We start from the raw sequence: 22,760 nt of genomic DNA on the forward strand, positions 1-22,760 counted from the left end.
TTCCGCCACGGCCGGTGACGCCGGCCGTGGACGGGTCGCCGACTGGAGCGCGGACGTCTCCCGCACGTGCTCGGTGGCCCCAAGCCCGCGAAGAACGGCCCCCAGACGCCGAAAGGCCCCCGGAACGTGGTTCCGGGGGCCTTTCGCCAAGCTCAGGCGCGGGTCATCAGCCGCGCACCACCTTGCCCGCCTTCAGGCACGAGGTGCACACGTTCAGCCGCTGCCGCGTCGAAGAGGAAACCTTCGCGCGCACGGTCTGAATGTTCGGGTTCCACCGGCGGTTCGTCTTCCGGTGGGAGTGCGAGACAGAATGGCCGAAGCCCGGCCCCTTGCCACAGACGTCGCACACGGCAGCCACGTCAGCCACTCCTTAAGGTTCCTGATCGATACTCACGCCCCGGCGGGCGCGCAAGCGTGCACAAGCCTCAGCCGGGCATGGCAACCCAGACAGGGTAGCCGGTGGCGCGTTCTGCCACCAAACCGGGTCGAATACCCTCGCCGGCATGCAGGCTCTCGATGCGGTCGCGGTGCGCCAGTGGGCGGACGCCTGCGTTCGGTCCCTGGACGCCCACCGGGAGGACATCGATCGCATCAACGTGTTCCCCGTGCCGGACGGCGACACTGGGACCAACCTGCTCCAGACGATGCGCTCGGCGTTGGACGCGCTGCTCAGGACACCCGTGGACACGGTCGGCGCGGCGTTGGGCGCGCTCGCGCGGGGTGCGCTGGCCGGTGCGCGGGGCAACTCCGGGGTGATCCTGTCGCAGGTGCTGCGCGGCCTGGCGGAGGCCGCTCAAGGCGCCTCCACGGCGTCCGGAGCGTCGTTGCGGCGGGCGTTGTGGCGGGCCGACGAACTGGCCACCGCCGCGGTCTCGGAGCCGGTCGCGGGCACGGTGCTCTCCGTGCTGCACGCGGCGGCCGAGGCGGCCCGCGACTGCGCGTCCGACGACCTGGACGAGGTGGTCACGGTCGCGGCGAAGGCGGGCGCCGAGGCGTTGGCCGACACACCGCGCCAGCTGGCCGCGCTGGCCCGGGCCGGTGTGGTCGACGCGGGCGGGCGGGGGTTGGTCGTGCTGCTGGACACGTTGGCGGCGGTGATCACCGGGCGGGTCGTCGAGGACGTGCCGGTCGTCGCCACGGTGCCGCGCGAGCCGCTGACCACCGCTCGGGAGGCCGGGTCGGCGGAGTTCGAGTACGAGGTCATGTACCTGCTGGACGGCTCGCCGGACGTGGAGGCGCTGAAGGCCGAGCTGACGGCCATCGGCGACTGCGTGTCCGTGGTCGGCGACGGCGACGCGCTGTGGACCGTGCACGTGCACTGCAACGACATCGGCGCGGCGGTGGAGGCGGGCATCCGGGCCGGCCGGCCGCACCGGATCACGGTGGCGCGCTTCGCCGACCAGATCGCCGCCCAGGCCCCGCGGTTCGTGCGCGACCGGGCGATCGTCGTGCTGGTCGAGGGCGAGGGCGCGGCGGAGCTGTTCCGGTCCGAGGGCGCGGTGGTGTTCGAGCCCGGTGACGAGGTGACGGCGGCCGACCTGCTGGCCGTGGTGGTGGGCACGCGGGCGCGGCAGGTGACCGTGCTGCCCGGCGACCCGACGTGGCGCGAACCGCTGGACGAGGCCGTCACGCAGGCCGTCGCCGCAGGTCAGGACGTCGTGGTCGTGCCGACGTTCTCGCCGGTGCAGGCGCTGGCGGCGCTGGCCGTGCACTCGCCGTCCCGGCGCGCCGGTGACGACGTGGTGGCCATGGCCGAGGCGGCGGCGGCCACCCGGCGCGGCGAGGTCGCGGTGTCCGACCGGGAGGCGATCACCTGGGTCGGCCGGTGCCGTCCCGGCGACCTGCTCGGCATGGTGGACGGCGAGGTCGTGCTGATCGAGCCCGACCCGGCCGGCGTGGGCGCGCTGGCGTGCCGGCTGGTCGACCGGATGCTCGCCAGCGGCGGCGAGCTGGTCACCGTGCTGTGGGGACGGGCCGCCCCGGACGGCGTCGAGCGGGTGCTGGAAGATCACCTGCGCGTCGCCCACCCGGAGGTCGAGCTCGCCGCGTACCCGGGCGGGCAGCGCGACGCGCTGCTGACTGTCGGTGTCGAGTAGTTGAATAGGCCGGGATGACGACCTTCGACGAGAAGCTGGTGTCGGTGCTCGGCAAGAAGAGCGCCGACGCGCTGGAGGCAGGGCTCGGCCTGACCACCGTCGGCGAGCTGCTGCGCCACTACCCGCGCCGGTACGACGAGCGCGGCAAGCTGACCGAGATCGCCGGGCTGGAGCTGGGCGAGCACGTCACCGTGCAGGCGCGGGTCAAGAGCGCGCGGCAGCGGCGGATGAAGTCGCGCAGCGGCGAGCTGCTGGAGGCCGTGATCACCGACGGCACCAGCGACCTGCACCTGGTGTTCTTCGGGCGCGGCTCGCGCAAGGTCGAGCGGGAGCTGCTGCCGGGGCGCGAGGCGATGTTCGCGGGCAAGGTCGGCATGTTCAACGGCAAGCTCCAGCTCGCGCACCCCGACTACCAGGTGCTCGACGGCGAGGGCGTGGCGGCGGCGGACTTCGCCGGGGCGATGATCCCGGTCTACCCGGCGGCGCAGGGCATCCAGTCGTGGAACGTCTCCAACTGCGTCGAGCAGGTCCTCGCGGTGTGGGACGGGGTGGCGGACGACCCGCTGCCGGAGTCGTTGCGGGCCGAGCGCGGGCTGATCGGGCTGGAGAAGGCGCTGCGCGACATCCACCGGCCGGACGGCTGGGCCGCGATCACCGTCGCGCAGCAGCGGTTGAAGTGGGACGAGGCGCTGGCGGTCCAGCTGACGCTGGCGCAGCGCCGCCGTTCGGCGACGGCCCGTCCCGCGCCCGCGTGCCCGCCCCGGGACGGCCTGGTGCGCGACGCGTTCGAGGCGCGGCTGCCGTTCGAGCTGACGGCGGGGCAGCGCGAGGTCGGCGAGCAGATCGTCCGGGACCTGTCCGGCGAGCACCCGATGAACCGGCTGCTGCAAGGAGAGGTCGGCTCGGGCAAGACGATAGTGGCGCTGCGGGCGATGTTGCAGGTCGTCGACGCCGGGCGGCAGGCGGCGATGCTCGCGCCGACCGAGGTGCTCGCGGCCCAGCACGCGCGGTCGTTGCGCGAGTTGCTCGGCGACCTCGGGCAGGCAGGTGAGCTGGGCGGGGCCGAGCACGCGACGCGGGTGACGCTGCTGACCGGGTCGATGGCGACGGCGGCCCGGAAGCGGGCGTTGCTGGAGATCGTGTCCGGCGAGGCCGGGATCGTGGTCGGCACGCACGCGTTGATCCAGGACAAGGTCGAGTTCGCGGACCTGGGGCTGGTCGTGGTGGACGAGCAGCACCGGTTCGGCGTGGAGCAGCGGGCCGCGCTGAGCGGGCGCGCGGGCGGGTCGACGCCGCACGTGCTGGTGATGACCGCCACGCCGATCCCGCGCACGGTGGCGATGACGGTGTACGGCGACCTGGAGGTGTCCGCGCTGCGCGAGCTGCCGCAGGGGCGTTCGCCGATCAGCACGTCCGTGGTGCCCGTGGCCCAGAAGCCGGGCTGGCTGGACCGGGCCTGGCAGCGGATCCACGAGGAGGTCGGCAAGGGCCACCAGGTGTACGTGGTGTGCCCGCGCATCGGCGACGGCGAAGCGGAGGACGACGGGGAGGTCCCCCCGAAAGAAGGGCCGGGCAAGGAGTCCGCCAAGGGCTCGCCGAAGGACGACGGCTCCGACCGCCGGCCGCCGCTCGCGGTGGTGGACGTGGCGAACAAGCTGGCCGAGGGGCCGTTGCGCGGGCTGCGGATCGACATCCTGCACGGCCGGATGGCACCGGAGGACAAGGACGCCGTGATGCGGGCGTTCGCGGCGAACGAGGTGCAGGTGCTCGTCGCCACGACCGTGGTCGAGGTCGGCGTGAACGTGCCCAACGCCACCGTCATGGTGATCATGGATGCCGACCGGTTCGGGGTCAGCCAGCTGCACCAGCTGCGCGGACGGGTCGGGCGGGGCAGCGCGCCGGGGCTGTGCCTGCTGGTCACCGAGATGCCCGACGGCACGTCGACGATGGAGCGGCTGCGGGCGGTGGAGTCCACTTTGGATGGTTTCGAGCTGGCGCAGCTCGACCTGGAGCTGCGGCGCGAGGGCGACATCCTCGGCGCGGCGCAGTCCGGGAAGCGGTCGGGGCTGAAGATGCTGTCGCTGCTGCGCGACGAGGACGTGATCGCCGAGGCCCGGGTGGTGGCGCAGGAGGTCGTGGAGGCGGACCCGGAGCTGACCGGGAACCCGGGGTTGGCCGGGCTCGTGGCGGGGTTGTTGGACGACGAGCGGGCGGAGTACCTGGAGAAGGCGTAGGCCGCTCGGTGGTCGGGTGGTCGGTGGTCGGTGGGCCGGTGGGCTGGCCGGTGGCCGGGTGGTCGGTGGGCTGGGCGGCCGGGGGTCGGTGGGCTGGGCGGTGGCGGGTGGCCCGGTGTCCGGGGACCGAGTCGGCTCGGGGTTCGGACGACTGGTCGACCCGGTGCGGGTGCGTGGGGAAGGGCCGGCCGGCCTGTTGGTTACCCTGGCTTGTGCGCCGATTCCTGCTCGCCCTGGTTCCGTTGGTGCTCGTCGCCTGCACGGCGGCGCCCGCCGGTGACCAGGCCCCGACCACGTCCTCGCTGCCCAAGGGCGATCTGGCGGTCCTCGCCGAACGCATCGGGCAACGGCAGGCGGAGCTGGGCACGGCGACGTTCCACACCGAGAATTTCGCCTCGGACGGGCAGGCCACCGAGGTGCGCAACGTGGTGGACGGCACGCTGAGGCGTGACGGCGACGGCGTGACCGGCTCGATGACGATGGACGTGTCGACCGGCGGTCAGCCGAAGAAGATCGCGCTGGTGCTCGTGCGCGACGGCACGTACGTGCAGGTCGAGGGCGCGCCGATGCCCGCGGGCAAGAAGTGGGGCTTCTACCCGTCGGCGAGCGGTGGCGAGGTGTCCGCGTTGCTGCGCGGCTTCGGGCCGAGCGCGACGCCGGGCGCGGAGCTGGACTACGTGCAGCCGCGGGCGGCGTTGATCGTGGGCCGGTCCTCCGAGCAGGTGGACGGCGTGCCGACGACGCGGTTCGACCTGGTGGTCGACGCGTTGAAGATGGCGAAGGTCATCGAGGACCAGGACATCCAGCTGCAGCACACCCAGCTGGCCGAGTACGGGGTGACGATCTCGGCCTCGGTGTGGGTGGACGACACCAGCGCGCCGGTGCGGGCCGAGTACCGGTTCGAGCTGGACGGCAAGGTCGTGAAGCAGTCGACCACCCGGTTCCGCGGGTGGGGCGAGCCGGTCGAGATCACCGTGCCGGCGCCGGGTGAGGTCGTGCCGGCCGACCAGCTGCCTCAGTAGCCGGCTGCCCGGTAACCAGCTGTCCCGGTAACCAGCTGTCCCTGTGAGCGGGGGCGCGGACCTACTTGGACTGCCTGCCCTTGGGTACCGGCAGCTGGGTGGTCGGCTGCTCCGACGGGTCGACGTCCTTGGCCTTGGTGGCGGGCTTGCCGTCGGCCGGCTTGGGGTGGGGAGGCCTGGTGTCGGCCGGCTTGCTGTCGGCGGGCTTCGGGCCGGCGGGCTTGGCGGGCACGGGCTTGGGGGTCGCCGGTTTGGTCGGCGCGTCGCCGGCGTCGGCGGTGTTGGTCGCCTTGTCGGCGGCACGGTCGGCGGCCGCGTCGGCGGGTTGGTCGTCGGCCGCGGCTTCCTCGTCCAGCGGGGTGAGCGTGGCCACCGCCAGGGACACCGCTTCCTGCGCCGCGGCGAACTGCTCGCTCAACGCGCGGTGCACGCGGTGCAGCTCGGCCAGCTTCTCGTCGGCCGCCGTGGTGCGGCGGTCGGCGTGGGCGTCGGCCTCGGTGATGGTCTTCTTCGCGTGGGCGTCGGCTTCGGTGACCGTCTGCTCGGCGCGGGCGTCGGCTTCGGAGATGGTCTTCTCGGCGAGCGCGTTCGCCTCGGTGACGGTCTTCTCGGCGAGGGCGTTCGCCTCGCTCACCGCCTTCTCCGCCTTGGCCAGCGCCTCGGACTCCAGCTCGGCGACCTGCTTCTCGGTCTCCGCGCGCAGCGCCGCCGCCTCGGCCTGAGCGGCTTCGAGGAGCTTCGCGGCCTCGGCCTTGGCCTCGACCACGTGCACCTCGTGCTCCTTGCGGAGCTTGGTGCGCAGCTCGTCGTACTCCTTGTCGAGGTCGTCGTGGTAGCCCTTGTACTTCTGCTCCAGCTCGACCCGCTTCGCCTCGAGCTCGGCGGTCTTGGCCTCGAACTCCCCGGTGAGCTTCTCGCGGTCGGCGCGGGACTCCGCCATCAACGCCTCGTGCTCGGCGGTCAGCTTGGCCCGCAGCTCCTCGTGGGAGCGCTCCAGCTCGGCCCGGCGCTCGTCGAACTGCCGCTCCAGCTCGGTGGTCCGCTGCTGGTGGGCGGCCTCCAGCTGCCGCCGCCGGTCCTCCAGCTCGCCCATCGCGCGGTGGTGCGCCGCCTTGCCCTCGGCCGCCGCCCGCTCGGCCTCGGCGCGGGTGGCGTTGGCCTGGTCGAGCGCGGCCTTGCGGATGTCGGCGATCTCCTCCTCGGCCAACGTCATCATCACGCGCACGCGCTCGGTGACGTTGGACGCGCTGGAAGGGCTCGCGGCCAGCTTGCCCAGCTGGGACTTGACCTTGTCGAGCTCGGCGCGGGTGGAGTTGAGCAGTTTGCCCAGCTCCGCGACCTGGGCCGACGCCGCTTCCCGGGCCCGGTTCGAGTTCTTGAGGTCGAACTCGAGCCGCGTCACCCGTTCGTTCACCTGACGCTGGTTGTACCCGCGCAGTACGACGTCGAAATGGGTGCGGGCAGCAGGCTGCCCAGTCCCTTCAGCCCCGGCCATGGGCCAACCCTACCGAGAAGTCGCCGCCCGTAGTCACCCGATGCAGCGAACGCACCGTAACGAGTCGGTGATCCACCGTGCGGGGCGAACGCCGGTCGGCGGGCGGTGGGGTATGGGTCCCGCCGCGCGGACGTCAATCCGCCGCACGCGTGGGGGCTGCGCCGCGCGACCTCGCAAGGGAGAATCCCGGGGCGTGATCCCAGGTCGCGCCCGCCTTGACCGGAGGAGTGACCGATCACGATGACGTCCGTCACGTGGGATGGAACTCCCGAGGGGCGGGAAGCGCACGGTAGCGTGCCTTGATTCATCGAGTCCCGCCCGCGCTCGGGCGGGACTCGCCGAGTAACCGGGAGGGAACGCCGCATGTTCCGCAAGGTTCTTGTCGCCAACCGCGGCGAGATCGCGATCCGGGCCTTTCGCGCTGCCTACGAACTGGGCGCCGGCACGGTTGCCGTCTTCCCCCACGAGGACCGCAACTCCCTGCACCGGCTGAAGGCCGACGAGTCGTACGAGATCGGCGAGCCCGGCCACCCCGTCCGGGCCTACCTGTCCGTCGAGGAGATCATCAAGGCGGCGCGCAAGGCGGGCGCCGACGCGGTCTACCCCGGCTACGGGTTCCTCTCCGAGAACCCCGAGCTGGCCAAGGCCTGCGCGGACGCCGGCATCACGTTCGTCGGCCCGCCCTCGGACGTGCTCGAGCTGACCGGCAACAAGGCGCGCGCGATCGCCGCGGCCCGTGCCGCCGGCCTGCCGGTGCTCAAGTCCAGCGAGCCGTCCAGCGACATCGACGCCCTGGTCCGGGCCGCCGAGGACATCGCGTTCCCGGTCTTCGTGAAGGCCGTCGCGGGCGGTGGCGGGCGCGGCATGCGGCGGGTGGAAGCCCCCGCCGCGCTCCGGGAAGCCCTGGAAGCCGCGTCACGCGAGGCGGAGTCGGCGTTCGGCGACCCGACGGTGTTCCTGGAGCAGGCCGTGGTCGAGCCGCGGCACATCGAGGTGCAGATCCTCGCCGACGGCGAGGGCAACGTGATCCACCTGTTCGAGCGCGACTGCTCGGTGCAGCGCCGCCACCAGAAGGTCATCGAGATCGCGCCCGCGCCGAACCTGGACCCCGGGCTGCGCGACCGGATCTGCGCCGACGCCGTCAAGTTCGCCCGGCACATCGGCTACCGCAACGCCGGCACCGTCGAGTTCCTGCTCGACCCGAACGGCAACTACGTCTTCATCGAGATGAACCCCCGCATCCAGGTCGAGCACACGGTCACCGAAGAGGTCACCGACGTCGACCTGGTGCAGTCGCAGATGCGCATCGCGAGCGGCGAGACGCTGGACGACCTCGGCCTGAGCCAGGAGACCGTGCAGCTGCGCGGCGCGGCCCTGCAGTGCCGCATCACCACGGAGGACCCGGCCAACGGCTTCCGCCCGGACACCGGCATGATCAGCGCCTACCGCTCGCCGGGCGGCTCGGGCATCCGGCTGGACGGCGGCACGACCGGCGCGGGCACGGTCATCGGCGCGCACTTCGACTCGATGCTGGTCAAGCTGTCGTGCCGCGGCCGGACGTTCTCCGCCGCGGTGGCCCGCGCGCGGCGCGCGGTGGCCGAGTTCCGCATCCGCGGCGTGTCCACGAACATCCCGTTCATCCAGGCGGTGCTGGACGACCCGGACTTCTTCGAGGGCCGGGTCACGACGTCGTTCATCGAGAAGCGCCCCCACCTGCTGACGGCGCGGCACTCCGCCGACCGCGGCACGCGGATGCTGACCTACCTGGCCGACGTGACGGTGAACAAGCCGAACGGCCCGCGCCCGTCCGTCGTGGACCCGAGGGTGAAGCTGCCGGTGGTCGACCTGAACGCCGAGCCGCCGGCGGGGTCGAAGCAGAAGCTGGACGAGCTGGGGCCGGAGGGCTTCGCCCGCTGGCTGCGGGAGAGCAAGGCGCTGGCCGTCACCGACACCACGTTCCGCGACGCGCACCAGTCGTTGTTGGCGACGCGGGTGCGGACGAAGGACCTGTTGGCGATCGCGCCGCACGTGGCGCGGATGGCGCCGCAGCTGCTGTCGTTGGAGGCGTGGGGCGGCGCGACGTACGACGTGGCGCTGCGGTTCCTGGCCGAGGACCCGTGGGAGCGGCTGGCGGCGCTGCGCGAGGCGGTGCCGAACATCACGCTGCAGATGCTGCTGCGCGGCCGGAACACGGTGGGCTACACGCCGTACCCCGAGGCGGTGACCAGCGCGTTCGTCGAGGAAGCGACGAAGACGGGTATCGACATCTTCCGGATCTTCGACGCGCTCAACGACGTGGAGCAGATGCGGCCGGCGATCGAGGCGGTGCGCGAGACCGGCACGGCGCTGGCCGAGGTGTGCCTGTGCTACACCTCGGACCTCTCGAACCCGGACGAGCGGATCTACACGCTCGACTACTACCTCAAGCTGGCCGAGCAGATCGTGGGCGCCGGTGCGCACGTCCTCGCGGTGAAGGACATGGCGGGCCTGCTGCGCCCGCCGGCGGCGGCGCGGTTGGTGACGGCGCTGCGCAAGGAGTTCGACCTGCCGGTGCACCTGCACACGCACGACACGGCGGGTGGGCAGCTCGCCACCTACCTGGCGGCCATCCAGTCCGGGGTGGACGCGGTGGACGGCGCGGTGGCGTCGATGGCGGGCACGACGTCGCAGCCGCCGTTGTCGGCGATCGTGGCGGCGACGGACTACACGGACCGGGCGACCGGTCTGGACCTGCGCGCGGTGTGCGACCTGGAGCCGTACTGGGAGTCGGTGCGCAAGGTCTACGCGCCGTTCGAGTCGGGGATCCCCGGTCCGACGGGACGGGTGTACTCGCACGAGATCCCCGGTGGGCAGCTGTCGAACCTGCGGACGCAGGCGGTCGCGCTCGGGCTCGGGCAGAAGTTCGAGGAGATCGAGTCCATGTACGCGGCGGCCGACCGGATGCTCGGTCGGTTGGTGAAGGTGACGCCGTCGTCCAAGGTGGTGGGCGACCTGGCGTTGCACCTGGTCGGAGCGGGTGTCTCGCCGAAGGAGTTCGAGGCGGACCCGGGTCGGTTCGACATCCCGGCGTCGGTGATCGGGTTCCTGCACGGTGAGCTGGGCGACCCGCCCGGCGGGTGGCCGGAGCCGTTCCGGAGCAAGGCGTTGCAGGGGCGTGCCGCGCCGAAGGGCGTGGCGGAGCTGACCGACGACGACCTGAAGGGCTTGGAGCACGACCGGCGGGCGACGCTCAACAGGTTGCTGTTCCCGGCGCCGACGAAGGAGTTCCAGGCGCACCGGGAGGCGTACGGCGACACGAGTGTGCTGGGCAGCAAGGACTTCTTCTACGGGCTCAAGCCGGGGGAGGAGTACCAGGTCGACCTGGAGCCCGGGGTGCGGCTGCTGATCGGGCTGGAGGCCATCGGTGAGGCGGACGAGCGCGGTATCCGCACGGTGATGGCGACGTTGAACGGGCAGTTGCGGCCGATCCAGGTGCGCGACCGGTCGATCGCGGCCGAGGTGCCCGTGGCGGAGAAGGCGGACCGGGGCAACCCGGGGCACGTCGCGGCGCCGTTCGCCGGGGTCGTCACGCCCAGCGTGGCGGAGGACGAGCAGGTCGAGGTCGGGCAGACGATCGCGACGATCGAGGCGATGAAGATGGAGGCCGCGATCACGGCGCCCAAGGCCGGGCGGGTCAAGCGGCTCGCGGTGCGTGGGGTGCAGCAGGTCGAGGGTGGGGATTTGTTGATCGTGCTGGAGTGAGGTGGGCCGGCTCGGGGTCGGCTCGGGTTTGGGCTGGGCCGGGCAAGTCACTTCCGGCTCGATTTGACATGGGGCCCTTACGGGCACCCCAGGCAGGCCAAAGCCGGGCAGGCATGGCGGAAAAAGCACCCGCCAAGCCTGCCCGGCTTCGTCCAGCCTATGGCGCCCGAACCCATGTCAAATCGGGCCTAGGTGCTGGTGTTCCGGGTCCGTTGTGGTGGTGGATCAGCTGTTGCGGCGGGCGTGGTTCCGGAGGCCGTGGTTCCGGCGCGATGTGCGGAAAGCGGAGCGGGCTTGAGTGTTCGCGGCCACATCGGGCGTTCGGGGGAACCGGGGGGTTCGGGGCGGCGTTGGTCGTGGCATGAAGAAGGTCGCTGTCGGGTTGTTCGCTCTCACGGCCGGTGTTGTTGCCTGGGCGGCGCGGGATGTGTCGTTGGCGTTGGGTGGGAAGCCCGGTGGGGAGCGGGTGCGGCGGTCGCCCCGGTATCGCGACGGGAAGTTCCACAACGCGGCGAGCACGCGGACGATGCCGGACGGCGCGGCGGGGACCGTGCGGGAGATGTTCTTCGGTGGGCAGCAGCGGCGGCCCGTCGGTGAGGTGCCGTTGGTGCCGCCGACCGTTGGTTCGGCGGACGGGTTGCACATCACCTGGTACGGGCACGCGTCGACGTTGGTGGAGATCGACGGGGCGCGGGTGTTGATCGACCCCGTGTGGAGTGACCGGGTCTCACCGTCGCAAGTGGTCGGTCCGCGTCGGTTGCACCCCGTGCCGCACTCGTTGCCCGAGGTGGGGCCGGTGGACGCGGTGGTGATCTCGCACGACCACTACGACCACCTCGACCTGGCGACGGTGCGGGCGTTGACCGCGGACACGGACGCGGTGTTCGTGGTGCCGCTCGGCATCGGGGCGCACCTGCGCCGGTGGGACGTGCCCGAGCACCGGGTCGTGGAACTGGACTGGGACGAGTCGCACGAGGTGGCCGGCGTCACGTTGGTGGCCACGGCGGCGCAGCACTTCTCCGGCCGCGGCTTCCAGCGGGACAACACGCTGTGGGCGTCGTGGGTTCTGAAGGGGCCGGCGCACCGGGTCTACTACAGCGGCGACACCGGTTACTTCGACGGTTATCGGGCGATCGGCGAGGAGCACGGTCCGTTCGACGCCTCTTTGATCCAGATCGGTGCTTACGGGCCTGGTTGGCCGGACATCCACATGACGCCGGAAGAAGGCGTCACGGCGCATCGGGACGTGCGGGGTGGCCTCTTGATCCCGGTGCACTGGGCGACCTTCAACCTGGCGTTCCACGACTGGTCCGAGCCGGTCGACCGGGTGTGGCGCGAGGCGAAGGCGCACGGGGTGCCGTTGGCCGTGCCGCGGCCCGGCGAGCGGATCGACGTGGAGCAGCCGCCGGAGGTCGACGGGTGGTGGCAGGCGCTCGCGGTGGGACGATGACCCGGTGACCAGGATTGTCGCGGGCGCCGCCGGTGGCCGCCGGCTGCAAGTGCCGCCGAGGGGTACCCGTCCCACCTCCGACCGGGTTCGCGAGGCGTTGTTCAGCTCGTTGGAGACGCTGCTCGACCTCGACGGCGCGGTGGTGCTCGACCTGTACGCGGGGTCGGGGGCGCTCGGGTTCGAGGCGTTGTCGCGGGGTGCGGTGAGCGCCACGTTCGTGGAGTCGGACAAGCGGGCTGCCGAAGTCCTGAAGAGCAACGCCAAGGTGGTCGCGCTGCCCGGCGCGACGGTGGTGAACCGCACCGCCGAGGCCGTGGTGGGCGGTGTGGCGGAGGTGGCGTGCGACGTCGTCTTCGCCGATCCGCCCTACGCGGTGACGGACGGGCAGCTCAACCGGCTCCTCGCGTCGCTGGTCACGAACGGTTGGACGAAACCGGGGTCGCTGATCGTCGTGGAACGCGACGCGCGCAGTCCTGAACCGATTTGGCCGAGTCCGGTGGAATCGTTGCGCAGCAAGCGATACGGCGACACGGCGCTGCACTGGGCCGAACAGGTCGACGCCTCCGGGTGATGCCGACCACGCACCGGAGTGGACGCGTCCGATCGGGTGCTACCGTCCGAAACCATGACGCGTGCCGTGTGCCCCGGCTCCTACGACCCGGCCACCAACGGACACCTGGACATCATCGGCAGAGCGGCGAAGCTCTACGACGAGGTCGTCGTCGCCGTGCTCATCAACAAGACCAAGAAGACGTTGTTCTCGGTGGAAGAGCGCACGGAGATGCTGCGCGAGGTCACCTCGCAGTGGCCGAACGTCCGCGTCGACTCCTGGCACGGCCTGCTGGTCGACTACTGCCGGGAGAACGACGTCCAGGCCATCATCAAGGGCCTGCGCGCGGTCAGCGACTACGACTACGAGCTGCAGATGGCGCAGATGAACTACCAGCTCAGCGGGGTCGAGACGCTGTTCATGCCGACGAACCCGATCTACAGCTTCCTGGCCAGCTCCCTGGTCAAGGACGTGGCGACCTACGGCGGCGACGTGACGAGCCTGGTGCCGCCGTCGATCAAGGACCGGCTCACGGCCAGGCGCGCAGAGGGTCGTTGACCGGTCACGGTCCGTTAACTTGAGGACCGCCTCTTCGTCGCTGGGTGCGGTTAGCGTTCACTGGCATGAGCGAGATCACATCGCGCACCGCGAAGGTGCTGCTCTCCCTGCTGCTGGTCCTCGCGGGCACGTTCACCACCTCGACCCAGGCGGTCGCGGCCGAGTCGGTCGCGGTCGCGCAGGCCGCCTGCGGTGACACGTCCGGCTTCCGCAAGGTCGCCCTCTCCGCCCTGCCCGTCCAGGCGACCGACACCGTGAGGTTGGTCCAGCGGGGCGGGCCGTACCCGTATCCGCAGGACAACCAGACCTTCTACAACCGCGAGGGCATCCTCCCGGCGTGCTCGACCGGCTACTACCGGGAGTACACGGTCAAGACGCCCGGGGTCTCCACCCGCGGCGCGCGGCGGATCGTGACCGGCAACGCCACCCCGAAGCTGTACTTCTACACGTCGGACCACTACGCGAGCTTCGTCCTGGTGGACATCACCCGTTAGCCGGACACGCCCTGCCGATCTCCCGGCGGCGAAGAGATCGGCAGGGCACACTAGGACGGGTACTGCTGTGGGCGCGAGGAGTGTGACGTGTACCGGGTGTTCGAGGCCCTCGACGAGCTGGTCACGATCGTCGAGGAAGCGCGTGGCGTGCCGATGACCTCCGGGTGCGTCGTGCCGCGCGGCGACGTGCTCGAACTCCTCGACGACGTGCGCGACGCCATCCCGGCGGAGCTGGACGACGCCCAGGACGTGCTCGACCACCGCGACGAGCTGGTCGGCAAGGCGCAGCACGACGCGGACCAGGCGCTGAGCAAGGCGCGGTCGGACTCCGAGCGGATGGTCGCCGAGGCGCAGCACGAGGCCGAGCGGATGCTGTCCGAGGCCCGGGCCCGGGCCGAGCGGATGGTCGCCGAGGCCGAGGACCAGGCGCAGCGCACCGTCTCCGCGGGCCGCCAGGAGTACGAGGACCTGGTGGGCCGGGCGCACGCCGAGGCCGACCGCATGGTCCAGGCGGGCCGGGCCAACTACGAGCGCGCGATCGAGGAGGGCCGGGCGGAGCAGGCGCGCCTGGTCGACGGGACCGAGGTCGTGCAGGCCGCGCACGCCGAGGCCGCCCGCGTGCTGGACGCCGCCCAGACGGAGGCGATCCGGCTGCGCAGCGAGTGCGACGCGTACGTGGACGGCAAGCTGGCCGACTTCGAGGACCTGCTCGCGCACACCCTGCGCAGCGTCGGGAAGGGTCGCTCGCACCTGCGCGGCCCGGCCGTCGCGAGCGCGGCGGCGCCGTTCGACTACCACGAATGACCCGACCGGACGACGCCCCGACCAGCCGATTTCACGTGGACGCCCGTTGTCCCGTACCCTTGACCGGCTGGTCGTGGTAAGTCCCCGACGGCAACACCAAACATCATGTCTGAGCATCGTCACGCCTCCGCGCGTCCCACAGCGACCGGGCCCTGGGTCATCGACACCAGGGACCTCGGGCGTCGTGCGGGCTCCAGCCGCGGGGTGCGCCGGACGGTGCCCGCTGAGGGCGTCGGCCTGCTCGGCGTGATCGCGGTGCCGGCGGGGGGCAACGTCGAACTCGACCTCCTGCTGGAGTCGGTGGTCGAAGGCGTGCTCGTGACGGGCACGGCCGCGACGGTGGTCGAAGGCGAGTGCTCGCGCTGCCTCGACCCGCTGTCCGCGGAGGTCGAGGTGGAGCTGACCGAGCTGTACGCGTACCCGGACAGCACCACCGACGAGACGACCGAAGAGGACGAGGTCAGCCGTCTGCACGACGACCTGATCGACCTCGAACCCGTGGTGCGCGACGCCATCGTGCTCGCGCTGCCACAGGTGCCGCTGTGCTCGCCGGACTGCCTCGGGCTGTGCGTCGACTGCGGCGGCAGGCTGGCTGATCTCGGCCCCGACCACGGGCATGAGACGATTGACCCCCGTTGGGCCGCCCTCCAAGAGCGGTTCGACGGGAATCGTGACAATCCAGAGGAGAACTAGTCGTGGCCGTCCCGAAGCGGAAGATGTCGCGCTCGAACACGCGCTCGCGCCGCGCTCAGTGGAAGACCAGTGCTGTGCACCTGGTGGCTTGCCAGAACAGGGCCTGCCGCCAGCCGAAGCCGCAGCACATCGCCTGCCCGGCCTGTGGCCAGTACGACGGCCGCCAGGTCGTCCAGCCGGCCTGATCACCCCTCTGGCGAAGGTAGCGGCGAATCGTGGGGGGTAGGTCGTCGCGCGGTCGGTCCGCCGACCGCGCCCCGTTGCTCGAAGCGCTCGGCGTCCCGTTGGACGCCGAGCTGCTGACGCTCGCGCTCACACACCGGTCGTACGCGTACGAGAACGGCGGACTGCCGCCGAACGAGCGACTGGAATTCCTCGGCGACGCGGTGCTCGGCCTCGTCGTCACCGATCACCTGTACCGCACGCACCCCGAGCTGCCCGAGGGCCAGCTCGCCAAGCTCCGCGCGAGCGTGGTGAACATGCACGCCCTGGCGGGCGTGGCCCGGGGTCTCGGCGACGACGGGTTGGGCGGGCACCTCCTGCTCGGTCGCGGCGAGGAGCTGACCGGCGGCAGGGACAAGGCGAGCATCCTCGCGGACGGCCTGGAAGCCGTCATCGGCGCGGTGTACCTGCAGTTCGGCATCGAAACCGCGCGTCAACTCGTTCACCACCTGTTCGACCCGCTGTTGGCCGAAGCGCCGCTGCGTGGTGCTGGACTGGACTGGAAGACGAGTCTCCAGGAGCTGACCGCGTCCGCCGGCCTGGGCGTCCCCGAGTACCGGGTGGACGACCAGGGCCCCGACCACCGCAAGGAGTTCACCGCGACGGTGCTCGTCGGTGGACAGGCCTACGGGACCGGTGACGGGCGCACGAAGAAGGAAGCCGAGCAGAAGGCGGCCGCGGCCGCCTACCGCGTGCTGCAGGAACGGGTCCGCGCCGAGGAGACCGGCGCGTCCGGGAACGGCCACGCACCCGGCTCGGCCACGCAGGCTTCACCCCAGGCTTCACCTCAGGCTTCACCTACTCAGGAAGACTGACGCCGAAATGTATGCCACGAACGTCCGGACGAACCGGCGCGCGCGCCACGCGCGTCCGTCCCGCCCGCTGAACGCCAGCCGCAACGGCGGCATCCAGGGCCTGGTCCTCGTGCGCGACACCGCCCAGGCGGGCGGCTGGGTGCTCAAGCCGACCAAGCCGCAGGCCGCCGCCTACCAGATGCTCGAAGAGCTGGAGCAGGCCGAGGCCGCCGCCGCCGAGCGCGAGTCCGAGGACTGATCACCCGCCGGTGCCCGAGCTGCCCGAGGTAGAGGTCGTCCGCCGAGGTCTGCACGAGCACGTCGCGGGGAGGACCGTCGAAGCGGTAGAAGTCCTCCACCCACGCGCGATCCGCCGACACCTGCCTGGTGCGGCGGATTTCGCCATGCGCCTGACCGGTCAGCGACTGGAGGCCGCGCGCCGTCGCGGCAAGTACCTGTGGGTCGACCTGTCGGGCGGCGACGCCATGCTCGCGCACCTCGGCATGAGCGGCCAGATGCTGGTCCAGCCCGTCGGCGCGCCCGACGAGAAGCACCTGCGGGTGCGGGTCCGGTTCGCCGACGGCGGCCCGGAGCTGCGGTTCGTCGACCAGCGCACGTTCGGCGGGTTGGCGTTGGCGGAGATCGTCGAGGTCGACGGCGCCCGGCTGCCGAAGCCGGTGGCGCACATCGCGCGCGACCCGATGGACCCGGCCTTCGACCCGGACGCGGCGGTCGCGGCGTTGCGGAAGCGGCGGACCGAGGTCAAGCGCGCGTTGCTCGACCAGACGCTCGTCTCCGGCGTGGGGAACATCTACGCCGACGAGGCGCTGTGGCGGGCCGGGCTGCACGGGTTGCGGCCCGTGGACAAGCTGACCAGGCCCAAGGCCGCCGAGCTGCTCGCGCACGCCACGCAGGTGATGCACGAGGCGCTCGGCGAGGGCGGGACGTCGTTCGACGCGCTCTACGTCAACGTGAACGGCCAGTCGGGCTACTTCGACCGGTCACTGGCCGTGTACGGGCGGGAGAACGAGCCGTGCCGGCGGTGCGGGACGGCGATCCGGCGCGAGCCGTTCATGAACCGCTCGTCCTACTCGTGCCCGCGCTGCCAGCCCCGGCCGAGGGGCTGACGGCCGGGCTCACCGCGCCGGGTCGGCCAGCCTGCGCAGCACGGGCGTGACCGCTCGGAGCGCGTCGCGCTCGGCCGGCTCCAACCGGGCGATCCGTTCGGACAACAGCTCCGCCTCGCCGTGCGCGAGGGACAGGATGGTCTCCCGGCCGAGGCCGGTCAGCTCGACGATCGTGGCCCGCCCGTCGGCCGGATCGGATTCGCGGCGCACCAGGCCGCTCGATTCCAGGCCCGTCACCACCGTGGTCGCCGTCGGCTGCGAGCACAGCGCCCGCACCGCGATCTCGCCGATCCTCATCGGCCCCTGCGACGCGAGTTCCGCGAGCACCAGCAGCTGGGTGGGCTGCAGGCGCCGGACGGACGCGGACTGGCGCAGGCTGCGGATCAGCCGGTGCACGGCGACCACGAGTTGTAACGCGTCCTGATTAGTCACACTGGTGGTCATCAGACCTCCTCGTGGCTCACCGTGAGTGAGCAAGTGTCCGAATTCGGACAGGACATTCGCACTTTCGCAGTACGGCTGTCCAGGGAATGGATTCATTCGCACCCGGATGTACTCACGCTTTCCGCACCGATGCGGAGAAGGACGCGTCAAAACGGCATAAAGGGAGAACAGAACCGCATCAAGGGCCCGTCAGGAAGTTCGCCGAACGTAGTCGGGCACGGTGGGCGCGCGAGGTCCGGGCGTAGTGTCTCAGCGTGACAAAGGTGCTGGTCGTCGATGACGAGCCGCAGATCGTGCGGGCGTTGCGGATCAACCTGTCGGCCCGCGGCTACTCGGTCCTGACCGCGCACGACGGCACGACGGCGCTCAAGGCGGCGGCCGAGGGCAAGCCGGACGTGGTGGTGCTCGACCTCGGGCTGCCGGACGTGGACGGCAGCGAGGTGATCGCGGGTCTGCGCGGCTGGACGACCGTGCCGATCATCGTGCTGTCCGCGCGGGTCGACTCCGCCGACAAGGTGCAGGCGCTGGACGCGGGCGCCGACGACTACGTGACCAAGCCGTTCGGGATGGACGAGCTGCTGGCCAGGCTGCGGGCGGCGGTGCGGCGCTCGGCGGTGGCGGAGGGCGAGGACGCGGTCGTGGAGACGGCGTCGTTCACGGTCGACCTGGCGGCGAAGAAGGTGCGCCGAGCCGGCGTCGAGGTGCACCTGACGCCGACGGAGTGGGGCCTGCTGGAGATCCTGGCCCGCAACCGCGGCCGGCTGGTGGCGCAGAAGCAGCTGCTGCAGGAGGTGTGGGGCCCGGCGTACGCGAAGGAGACCCACTACCTGCGCGTGTACCTGGCCCAGTTGCGGCGCAAGCTGGAGCCCGAGCCGGCGCGTCCGCGGCACCTGGTGACCGAGCCCGGCATGGGCTACCGGTTCGAGGTCTAGCGCACGTCCGGAGAGGGCTGCCCCGCCGCCACGGAGACCTGCAGGCCCGGTCGTCCGTCGTAGCCGAGGGCTGATTCTGCGCCGCGTCGGCCGACGATCTGCGCGCGTCGGCCGACGCGGTATGGGCCGCGGCCCCGTGACCGCTCAACCCGCCGGCATCGTGGGGTGGCGCTGGAACGCCAGGGCGGTGCGCACCACCAGCTCCTTGGTGATGGCCGCCGCACGGCCGGTGAGCACGCGTTCCCTGGGGCGGTCGTCGGCGTCCACGAACTGGATCAGGGCGTCCCTTCGACCGAGGCTGATGCACCGGATGCGGTACCGGAAGTCGAGCCGATCGGCCGGCTGCCCGCCGTCGAGCCGCTTCGCCAGCGCCCGCACGGCCTGCTGCGACGTCGGCAGGCCGGTCGCGCACGCCATGCGCAGTTCGAGGCCGTCGTGCCGCTTCATCGCGGCGGCGTCGCCGATGCCCTGGACGTCCGGGTGCGAGATCGACGTCAACGTCTGGTCGACCAGCATCCGACCGCGGTCGTCCACCGCGAACCCGGCCCGTGCGGCCAGGTCCGGCACGGCGAAACCGGCCGTCCAGACGACGGTGTCGGCGGCGACGAGCTCGTCGGCGCCGAGCACCAGGCCGTCGGCGCGGACCTCGGTGACGTGCGCGTGGTCGCGGACCCGGACGCCGAGCCGGTCGAACACCTCGCGCACGTGCCGCCTGCCCTTGTCCGACAGGGCATCGCCGAAGCCGCCGGCGGTGACCAGCACCACGTCCAGGTCGGGGCGCGACTCGGCCAGCTCGGAGGCGGCCTCGATGCCGGTCAGCCCGCCGCCCGTGACGGCGACCGTGCGCGCGGTCTTCAGCGCCACGGCCAGCTCCTGCGCGTCCTCCCGGGTGGAGAGGGCGTGCGCGTGCTCGGCCGCGCCCGGGACGCCGGCCAGGTCGGCGTGGCTGCCCAGCGCGTAGATCAGCCGGTCGTAGGCCAGCGCGCCGTCGGTGAGCCGGACCTTGCGCGCGTCGGGGTCGATGTCGGTGACCCGGTCGACCACCAGCTCGACCCCGGTGCCCTTGAGGACGTCGGCGAGCGGGACGTCGCGCAGCCGCTGCCCGGTCGCGAACTGGTGCAGCCGGACCCGTTCGACGAACCGGTCCCGCGCGTTGACGAGCGTGACCCGCGAGTCGGTCCACTTCGCCGCCAGCTTGGCCGCGGCCAGACCCGCGTAACCCGCACCGACCACCACGATGTGCTCTGCCATGTTCGGCTCCTTTCGCCTGTCAGAGGAGCGAAACGGGAGCGTCGGGTGTGACGGCTTAGGGTGTGAAGCGTGTCACCGGTTTCCCTGATCCACACCTGGCAAGTGCCCGCGCCGGCGCTCGTCGCGGCCCGCGAGCTGCTCGACGAGGCGTTCGACGGCGATTTCGGCGACGAGGACTGGGAGCACAGCCTGGGCGGCGTGCACGCCTTCGTCTGGGACGGCGACGAGCTGATCGGCCACGGCGCCGTCGTGCAGCGTCGGTTGCTGCACGTACGCCGGGTCGCGGGTGTCCCGCACCCGACCCGCGCGCTGCGGGCCGGGTACGTGGAAGGCGTCGCGGTGCGTGCGGACCGACGTCGTCAGGGCGTGGGCGGGGTGGTGATGGCCGCGCTGGAGGACGTCGTGCGCGGCGCGTACCCCCTCGGCGCCCTCAGCGCGTCGGAGGAGGGCCAGGAGTTCTACGCGGCGCGGGGGTGGCAGCGCTGGCGGGGCAGGACGTTCGCGATGACGCCGACCGGGGTCGAGCGCACCGAGGAAGAGGACGACGGGGTCTTCGTCCTGCCGGTCGTGCCGCTCGACCTGACGGGCGACCTCGCGTGCGACTGGCGTGACGGCGACGTCTGGTAGCTACGGCTCGCCGGTTTCGTCCTCGTCGTCCTTGGTCGTCGGCGTGGTGGCGCTGGTCGACGCGGAGGACGACGGCGAGGGCGGGCGGTAGGACGCCGGCGGGTTGCTCGGCGGCTGGGCGGTGAGCCGGGGTTCGGACGACGTCGCCGCGCTGGTCCCCGGCGCCGGGTCCGCCGCCGGTGGTGTCCCGTTCTCCGGTGTGGAGCCCGGCTCCTTGCGCGGCGGCTGCTCGCCCGCGCGCTTGGACACGGTGACCACCAGCGTGGCCGTCCTCGCGTCCGGCGCGGCGGCGTCCGGCGCGTCCTCGGTCGTCAGCACCTCGACCTCGGGCACCGGCGGTGGCGAGGCCGTCGACCCGCCGCCGGTCAGCACCGACGCGAGGGTGGCGATCACGGTGGCGACGACGGCGCCGCCCGCGGCGAGCAGCACGACCGCGGTGATCTTCTTCTTCGGCGGCGCGGTCTGGTCTTCCTCGAACACACCATCTCCCTGTGGGGGATCCGGACGGATGGTCAGTGTTCGGGTTATCGGCCGCTCAGGCCGCCTACCTCAACGTTCGGGCGGTCCACCACACGATGGTGTGGCGGACCGTCACCGACCGCGGATGATCTCGTTACTAGCTGGCGCTGTTGGTCGTCGTGGTGGTCGTCGGTGCAGTCGTGGTGGTGGTCGTCGTCGTGATCACGGGCGGCGTCGTGGTGGTGGTCGTCGTGACCACCGGCGGCGTCGTGGTGGTCGTCGGCTGGGGCTGGGGGTCGTCCACCACCGTGGTCGTGGTGGTGCCGTCCGGCCGGGTCACCGTGGTCACGCGGGTGCGGCGCGACGTGGTCGTCGTCGTGGTCGCGTCGGTCGTCGTGGTGGTCGACTCCGCGGTGGTGGTCATGCTGACCGAGGAGGACGACGACGTGCGCGGCGCCGTGCTGAGGGTGCTGCGGGACACGACGTCCTCGCGCGGCAGCTGGTTGGCGGGCGACGCGTCCGGGGTCGCGCCCGCCAGGGACGCGATGGTGGCGAAGATCGTCGACACGGCGACACCGGACGCGGCCAGCAGCACGTGGGGCGACACGCGCGGGCGGGTGCGCTCGGGCTCCGGGGTCTCGTACAACGGTTCTCCCATGGTCTGTCGGACGTCGTCTCTACCAGCCGAAGTTCTGGGTCCAGTACCAGCCGCGGGTGTCCAGGCCCACGCCGATGGTGGTGAACCCGCAGTTCAGGATGTTGCGGCGGTGCCCGTCGGAGTTCATCCAGGCCTTCATGACCTGCTCGGCGGACCGCTGGCCCATGGCGATGTTCTCCCCGCCGGGGCTCGGGTAGCCCGCGGCGCGCATGCGCTGGGCGAAGTCGACGCCCTCGGGGGTCGTGTGCGAGAAGTAGTCGCGCTGGGCCATGTCGGCGCTGTGGCCCTGCGCGGCCTTGACCACCCGGTCGTCCACCGCCAGCGGCTTGCAGCCGGCGAGGTCGCGCGCCTCGTTCACCAGGGCGACGACCTGCTGCGCCTGCGTCGTGTCGGCGGGCGGGGTCGTCGTCGTGGGCGCGGGCGACGGCTCGGACGTCGTGGTCGTCGGCTCCGTCGTCGTGGTGGTGGTCGTGGTCGTGGTGGTCGTCTCGGTGGTGGTCACCGTGGACGGCGGCGCCTCGGTCGTGGTCGGCCGGACCTCCGGCTCACGGCTCTGCGCGGGCCCGCCCACACCCCCGACCCCGCCGACGCCGATGTTGTCGGAACCGCCGCGCTGTGCTGCGCTTTCCCCGACGAACGGGGCGAGCTGTTCCGGGTTGGCGACGGCGACGCCGGTCGCACCGGCCGCGCCGAGGAGCAGGCCGACGAGTCCGCCGATCACGGACCGGTTACCGCGCCGTGCTGTCACGGTCGCGCACCGTACCACTAACGGGTGAAATGACAGGATGGCTCTTGTGGCTGGAGTAGAGCAGACCGTGCGCCTGACCGCCTGGGTGCGGGGTCACGTGCAGGGTGTCGGTTTCCGGTGGTGGACCCGCGCCAGGGCGCTTGAGCTGGGACTTGTCGGTTCGGCGTCCAACCTGCGTGACGGCCGGGTCGAGGTGAACGCCGAAGGTTCGGAGGCCGCGTGCCGGGAGCTGCTGACTGCGTTGCGTTCGGGTGATACCCCCGGTCGGGTGGACTCGATCGTGGAGCGCTGGTCGGAGGCCCGCGGCGGCTTCACGGGTTTCGTGGAGCGTTGAACGCCGAGGGGCCCGATGGCGTAGTAC

24 protein-coding genes are annotated in these 22,760 nt (G+C 71.8%); 17 read left to right on the plus strand and 7 right to left on the minus strand.

Annotation, left to right across the window (positions count from 1 at the left end):
• Window positions 1-166: 166 nt before the first annotated feature.
• On the minus strand, window positions 167-358 hold the full coding sequence (rpmB, locus tag AB0I91_RS16150; protein WP_033437952.1) for a 50S ribosomal protein L28: 192 nt from the start codon (window positions 356-358) through the stop codon (window positions 167-169).
• A gap of 145 nt (window positions 359-503) precedes the next feature.
• On the opposite strand from rpmB, the gene AB0I91_RS16155 reads away from it, so the two are divergent.
• The 3 genes from AB0I91_RS16155 (at window position 504) to AB0I91_RS16165 (ending at window position 5,352) form a co-directional block, all read left to right on the plus strand.
• The gene (locus tag AB0I91_RS16155) at window positions 504-2,096 is read left to right on the plus strand and encodes a DAK2 domain-containing protein (RefSeq protein WP_499637322.1); all 1,593 of its coding nucleotides are present in this window, start codon (window positions 504-506) and stop codon (window positions 2,094-2,096) included.
• A gap of 14 nt (window positions 2,097-2,110) precedes the next feature.
• Window positions 2,111-4,330: an ATP-dependent DNA helicase RecG gene (recG, locus tag AB0I91_RS16160; RefSeq protein WP_498774754.1), complete on the plus strand. Its 2,220-nt coding sequence runs from the start codon at window positions 2,111-2,113 to the stop codon at window positions 4,328-4,330.
• 212 nt (window positions 4,331-4,542) lie between these two features.
• Window positions 4,543-5,352: an SCO4651 family lipoprotein gene (locus AB0I91_RS16165; protein WP_499606958.1), complete on the plus strand. Its 810-nt coding sequence runs from the start codon at window positions 4,543-4,545 to the stop codon at window positions 5,350-5,352.
• Window positions 5,353-5,413: 61 nt separating this feature from the next.
• Here the strand turns inward: AB0I91_RS16165 and AB0I91_RS16170 are convergent, their stop codons facing one another.
• Window positions 5,414-6,754 carry a hypothetical protein gene (locus AB0I91_RS16170; protein WP_499637324.1) on the minus strand — a complete coding sequence of 447 codons (1,341 nt, stop codon included), beginning with the start codon at window positions 6,752-6,754 and terminating at the stop codon, window positions 5,414-5,416.
• Window positions 6,755-7,210: 456 nt separating this feature from the next.
• On the opposite strand from AB0I91_RS16170, the gene AB0I91_RS16175 reads away from it, so the two are divergent.
• From AB0I91_RS16175 to mutM, 11 genes are all read left to right on the plus strand, one after another.
• Window positions 7,211-10,588 (plus strand): pyruvate carboxylase, encoded by a 3,378-nt coding sequence (locus AB0I91_RS16175; RefSeq protein WP_499606953.1) that lies wholly within the window; start codon window positions 7,211-7,213, stop codon window positions 10,586-10,588.
• Window positions 10,589-10,949: 361 nt separating this feature from the next.
• Window positions 10,950-12,038, plus strand: coding sequence for an MBL fold metallo-hydrolase (locus AB0I91_RS16180; protein ID WP_499606950.1), 1,089 nt, complete (start codon window positions 10,950-10,952; stop codon window positions 12,036-12,038).
• Window positions 12,039-12,042: 4 nt separating this feature from the next.
• Window positions 12,043-12,609, plus strand: a complete 567-nt coding sequence (gene rsmD, locus AB0I91_RS16185; protein ID WP_499637326.1) for a 16S rRNA (guanine(966)-N(2))-methyltransferase RsmD — start codon at window positions 12,043-12,045, stop codon at window positions 12,607-12,609.
• 54 nt (window positions 12,610-12,663) lie between these two features.
• Entirely contained in the window at window positions 12,664-13,146 is a 483-nt protein-coding gene (gene coaD, locus AB0I91_RS16190; protein ID WP_498774742.1) for a pantetheine-phosphate adenylyltransferase, read from the plus strand.
• 65 nt (window positions 13,147-13,211) lie between these two features.
• Window positions 13,212-13,640, plus strand: a complete 429-nt coding sequence (locus tag AB0I91_RS16195; protein ID WP_498774740.1) for a guanyl-specific ribonuclease — start codon at window positions 13,212-13,214, stop codon at window positions 13,638-13,640.
• An 87-nt stretch (window positions 13,641-13,727) separates the two neighbouring features.
• Window positions 13,728-14,444 carry a DivIVA domain-containing protein gene (locus tag AB0I91_RS16200; RefSeq protein WP_498774738.1) on the plus strand — a complete coding sequence of 239 codons (717 nt, stop codon included), beginning with the start codon at window positions 13,728-13,730 and terminating at the stop codon, window positions 14,442-14,444.
• Window positions 14,445-14,549: 105 nt separating this feature from the next.
• Window positions 14,550-15,137 (plus strand): YceD family protein, encoded by a 588-nt coding sequence (locus AB0I91_RS16205; RefSeq protein WP_498774736.1) that lies wholly within the window; start codon window positions 14,550-14,552, stop codon window positions 15,135-15,137.
• Window positions 15,138-15,139: 2 nt separating this feature from the next.
• Window positions 15,140-15,322 (plus strand): 50S ribosomal protein L32, encoded by a 183-nt coding sequence (rpmF, locus tag AB0I91_RS16210; RefSeq protein ID WP_053720453.1) that lies wholly within the window; start codon window positions 15,140-15,142, stop codon window positions 15,320-15,322.
• Between the two features lie 30 nt (window positions 15,323-15,352).
• Window positions 15,353-16,174 (plus strand): ribonuclease III, encoded by an 822-nt coding sequence (gene rnc / locus AB0I91_RS16215; RefSeq protein ID WP_498774734.1) that lies wholly within the window; start codon window positions 15,353-15,355, stop codon window positions 16,172-16,174.
• 7 nt (window positions 16,175-16,181) lie between these two features.
• A complete protein-coding gene (locus AB0I91_RS16220; RefSeq protein ID WP_498774732.1) occupies window positions 16,182-16,412 on the plus strand; it encodes a hypothetical protein in 231 nt (76 codons plus the stop codon).
• A gap of 10 nt (window positions 16,413-16,422) precedes the next feature.
• Window positions 16,423-17,280: a bifunctional DNA-formamidopyrimidine glycosylase/DNA-(apurinic or apyrimidinic site) lyase gene (gene mutM / locus AB0I91_RS16225; protein WP_499606943.1), complete on the plus strand. Its 858-nt coding sequence runs from the start codon at window positions 16,423-16,425 to the stop codon at window positions 17,278-17,280.
• Between the two features lie 9 nt (window positions 17,281-17,289).
• Here mutM and AB0I91_RS16230 read toward each other — a convergent pair whose 3' ends face one another.
• On the minus strand, window positions 17,290-17,724 hold the full coding sequence (locus AB0I91_RS16230; protein WP_498774728.1) for a MarR family winged helix-turn-helix transcriptional regulator: 435 nt from the start codon (window positions 17,722-17,724) through the stop codon (window positions 17,290-17,292).
• A 254-nt stretch (window positions 17,725-17,978) separates the two neighbouring features.
• Here AB0I91_RS16230 and AB0I91_RS16235 point away from each other — a divergent pair, with 254 nt between their 5' ends.
• Complete coding sequence (locus AB0I91_RS16235) at window positions 17,979-18,656, plus strand: response regulator (protein ID WP_499606940.1); 678 nt, start codon at window positions 17,979-17,981, stop codon at window positions 18,654-18,656.
• Between the two features lie 144 nt (window positions 18,657-18,800).
• Here the strand turns inward: AB0I91_RS16235 and AB0I91_RS16240 are convergent, their stop codons facing one another.
• Window positions 18,801-19,907 carry an NAD(P)/FAD-dependent oxidoreductase gene (locus AB0I91_RS16240; protein ID WP_499637328.1) on the minus strand — a complete coding sequence of 369 codons (1,107 nt, stop codon included), beginning with the start codon at window positions 19,905-19,907 and terminating at the stop codon, window positions 18,801-18,803.
• A 69-nt stretch (window positions 19,908-19,976) separates the two neighbouring features.
• Between AB0I91_RS16240 and AB0I91_RS16245 the strand changes: the two genes are divergently transcribed.
• Window positions 19,977-20,534, plus strand: a complete 558-nt coding sequence (locus AB0I91_RS16245) for a GNAT family N-acetyltransferase (protein ID WP_498774722.1) — start codon at window positions 19,977-19,979, stop codon at window positions 20,532-20,534.
• Here AB0I91_RS16245 and AB0I91_RS16250 read toward each other — a convergent pair whose 3' ends face one another.
• From AB0I91_RS16250 to AB0I91_RS16260, 3 genes are all read right to left on the minus strand, one after another.
• Complete coding sequence (locus tag AB0I91_RS16250) at window positions 20,535-21,014, minus strand: hypothetical protein (protein WP_499606934.1); 480 nt, start codon at window positions 21,012-21,014, stop codon at window positions 20,535-20,537.
• Between the two features lie 136 nt (window positions 21,015-21,150).
• Window positions 21,151-21,651, minus strand: coding sequence for a hypothetical protein (locus AB0I91_RS16255; protein WP_499606931.1), 501 nt, complete (start codon window positions 21,649-21,651; stop codon window positions 21,151-21,153).
• 19 nt (window positions 21,652-21,670) lie between these two features.
• Window positions 21,671-22,399 carry a CAP domain-containing protein gene (locus tag AB0I91_RS16260; protein WP_498774717.1) on the minus strand — a complete coding sequence of 243 codons (729 nt, stop codon included), beginning with the start codon at window positions 22,397-22,399 and terminating at the stop codon, window positions 21,671-21,673.
• A gap of 37 nt (window positions 22,400-22,436) precedes the next feature.
• On the opposite strand from AB0I91_RS16260, the gene AB0I91_RS16265 reads away from it, so the two are divergent.
• Entirely contained in the window at window positions 22,437-22,733 is a 297-nt protein-coding gene (locus AB0I91_RS16265; RefSeq protein WP_498774715.1) for an acylphosphatase, read from the plus strand.
• Window positions 22,734-22,760 lie beyond the last annotated feature (27 nt).

This window comes from Actinosynnema sp. NPDC049800 (genome assembly GCF_040656635.1).
Lineage (GTDB): Bacteria > Actinomycetota > Actinomycetes > Mycobacteriales > Pseudonocardiaceae > Actinosynnema.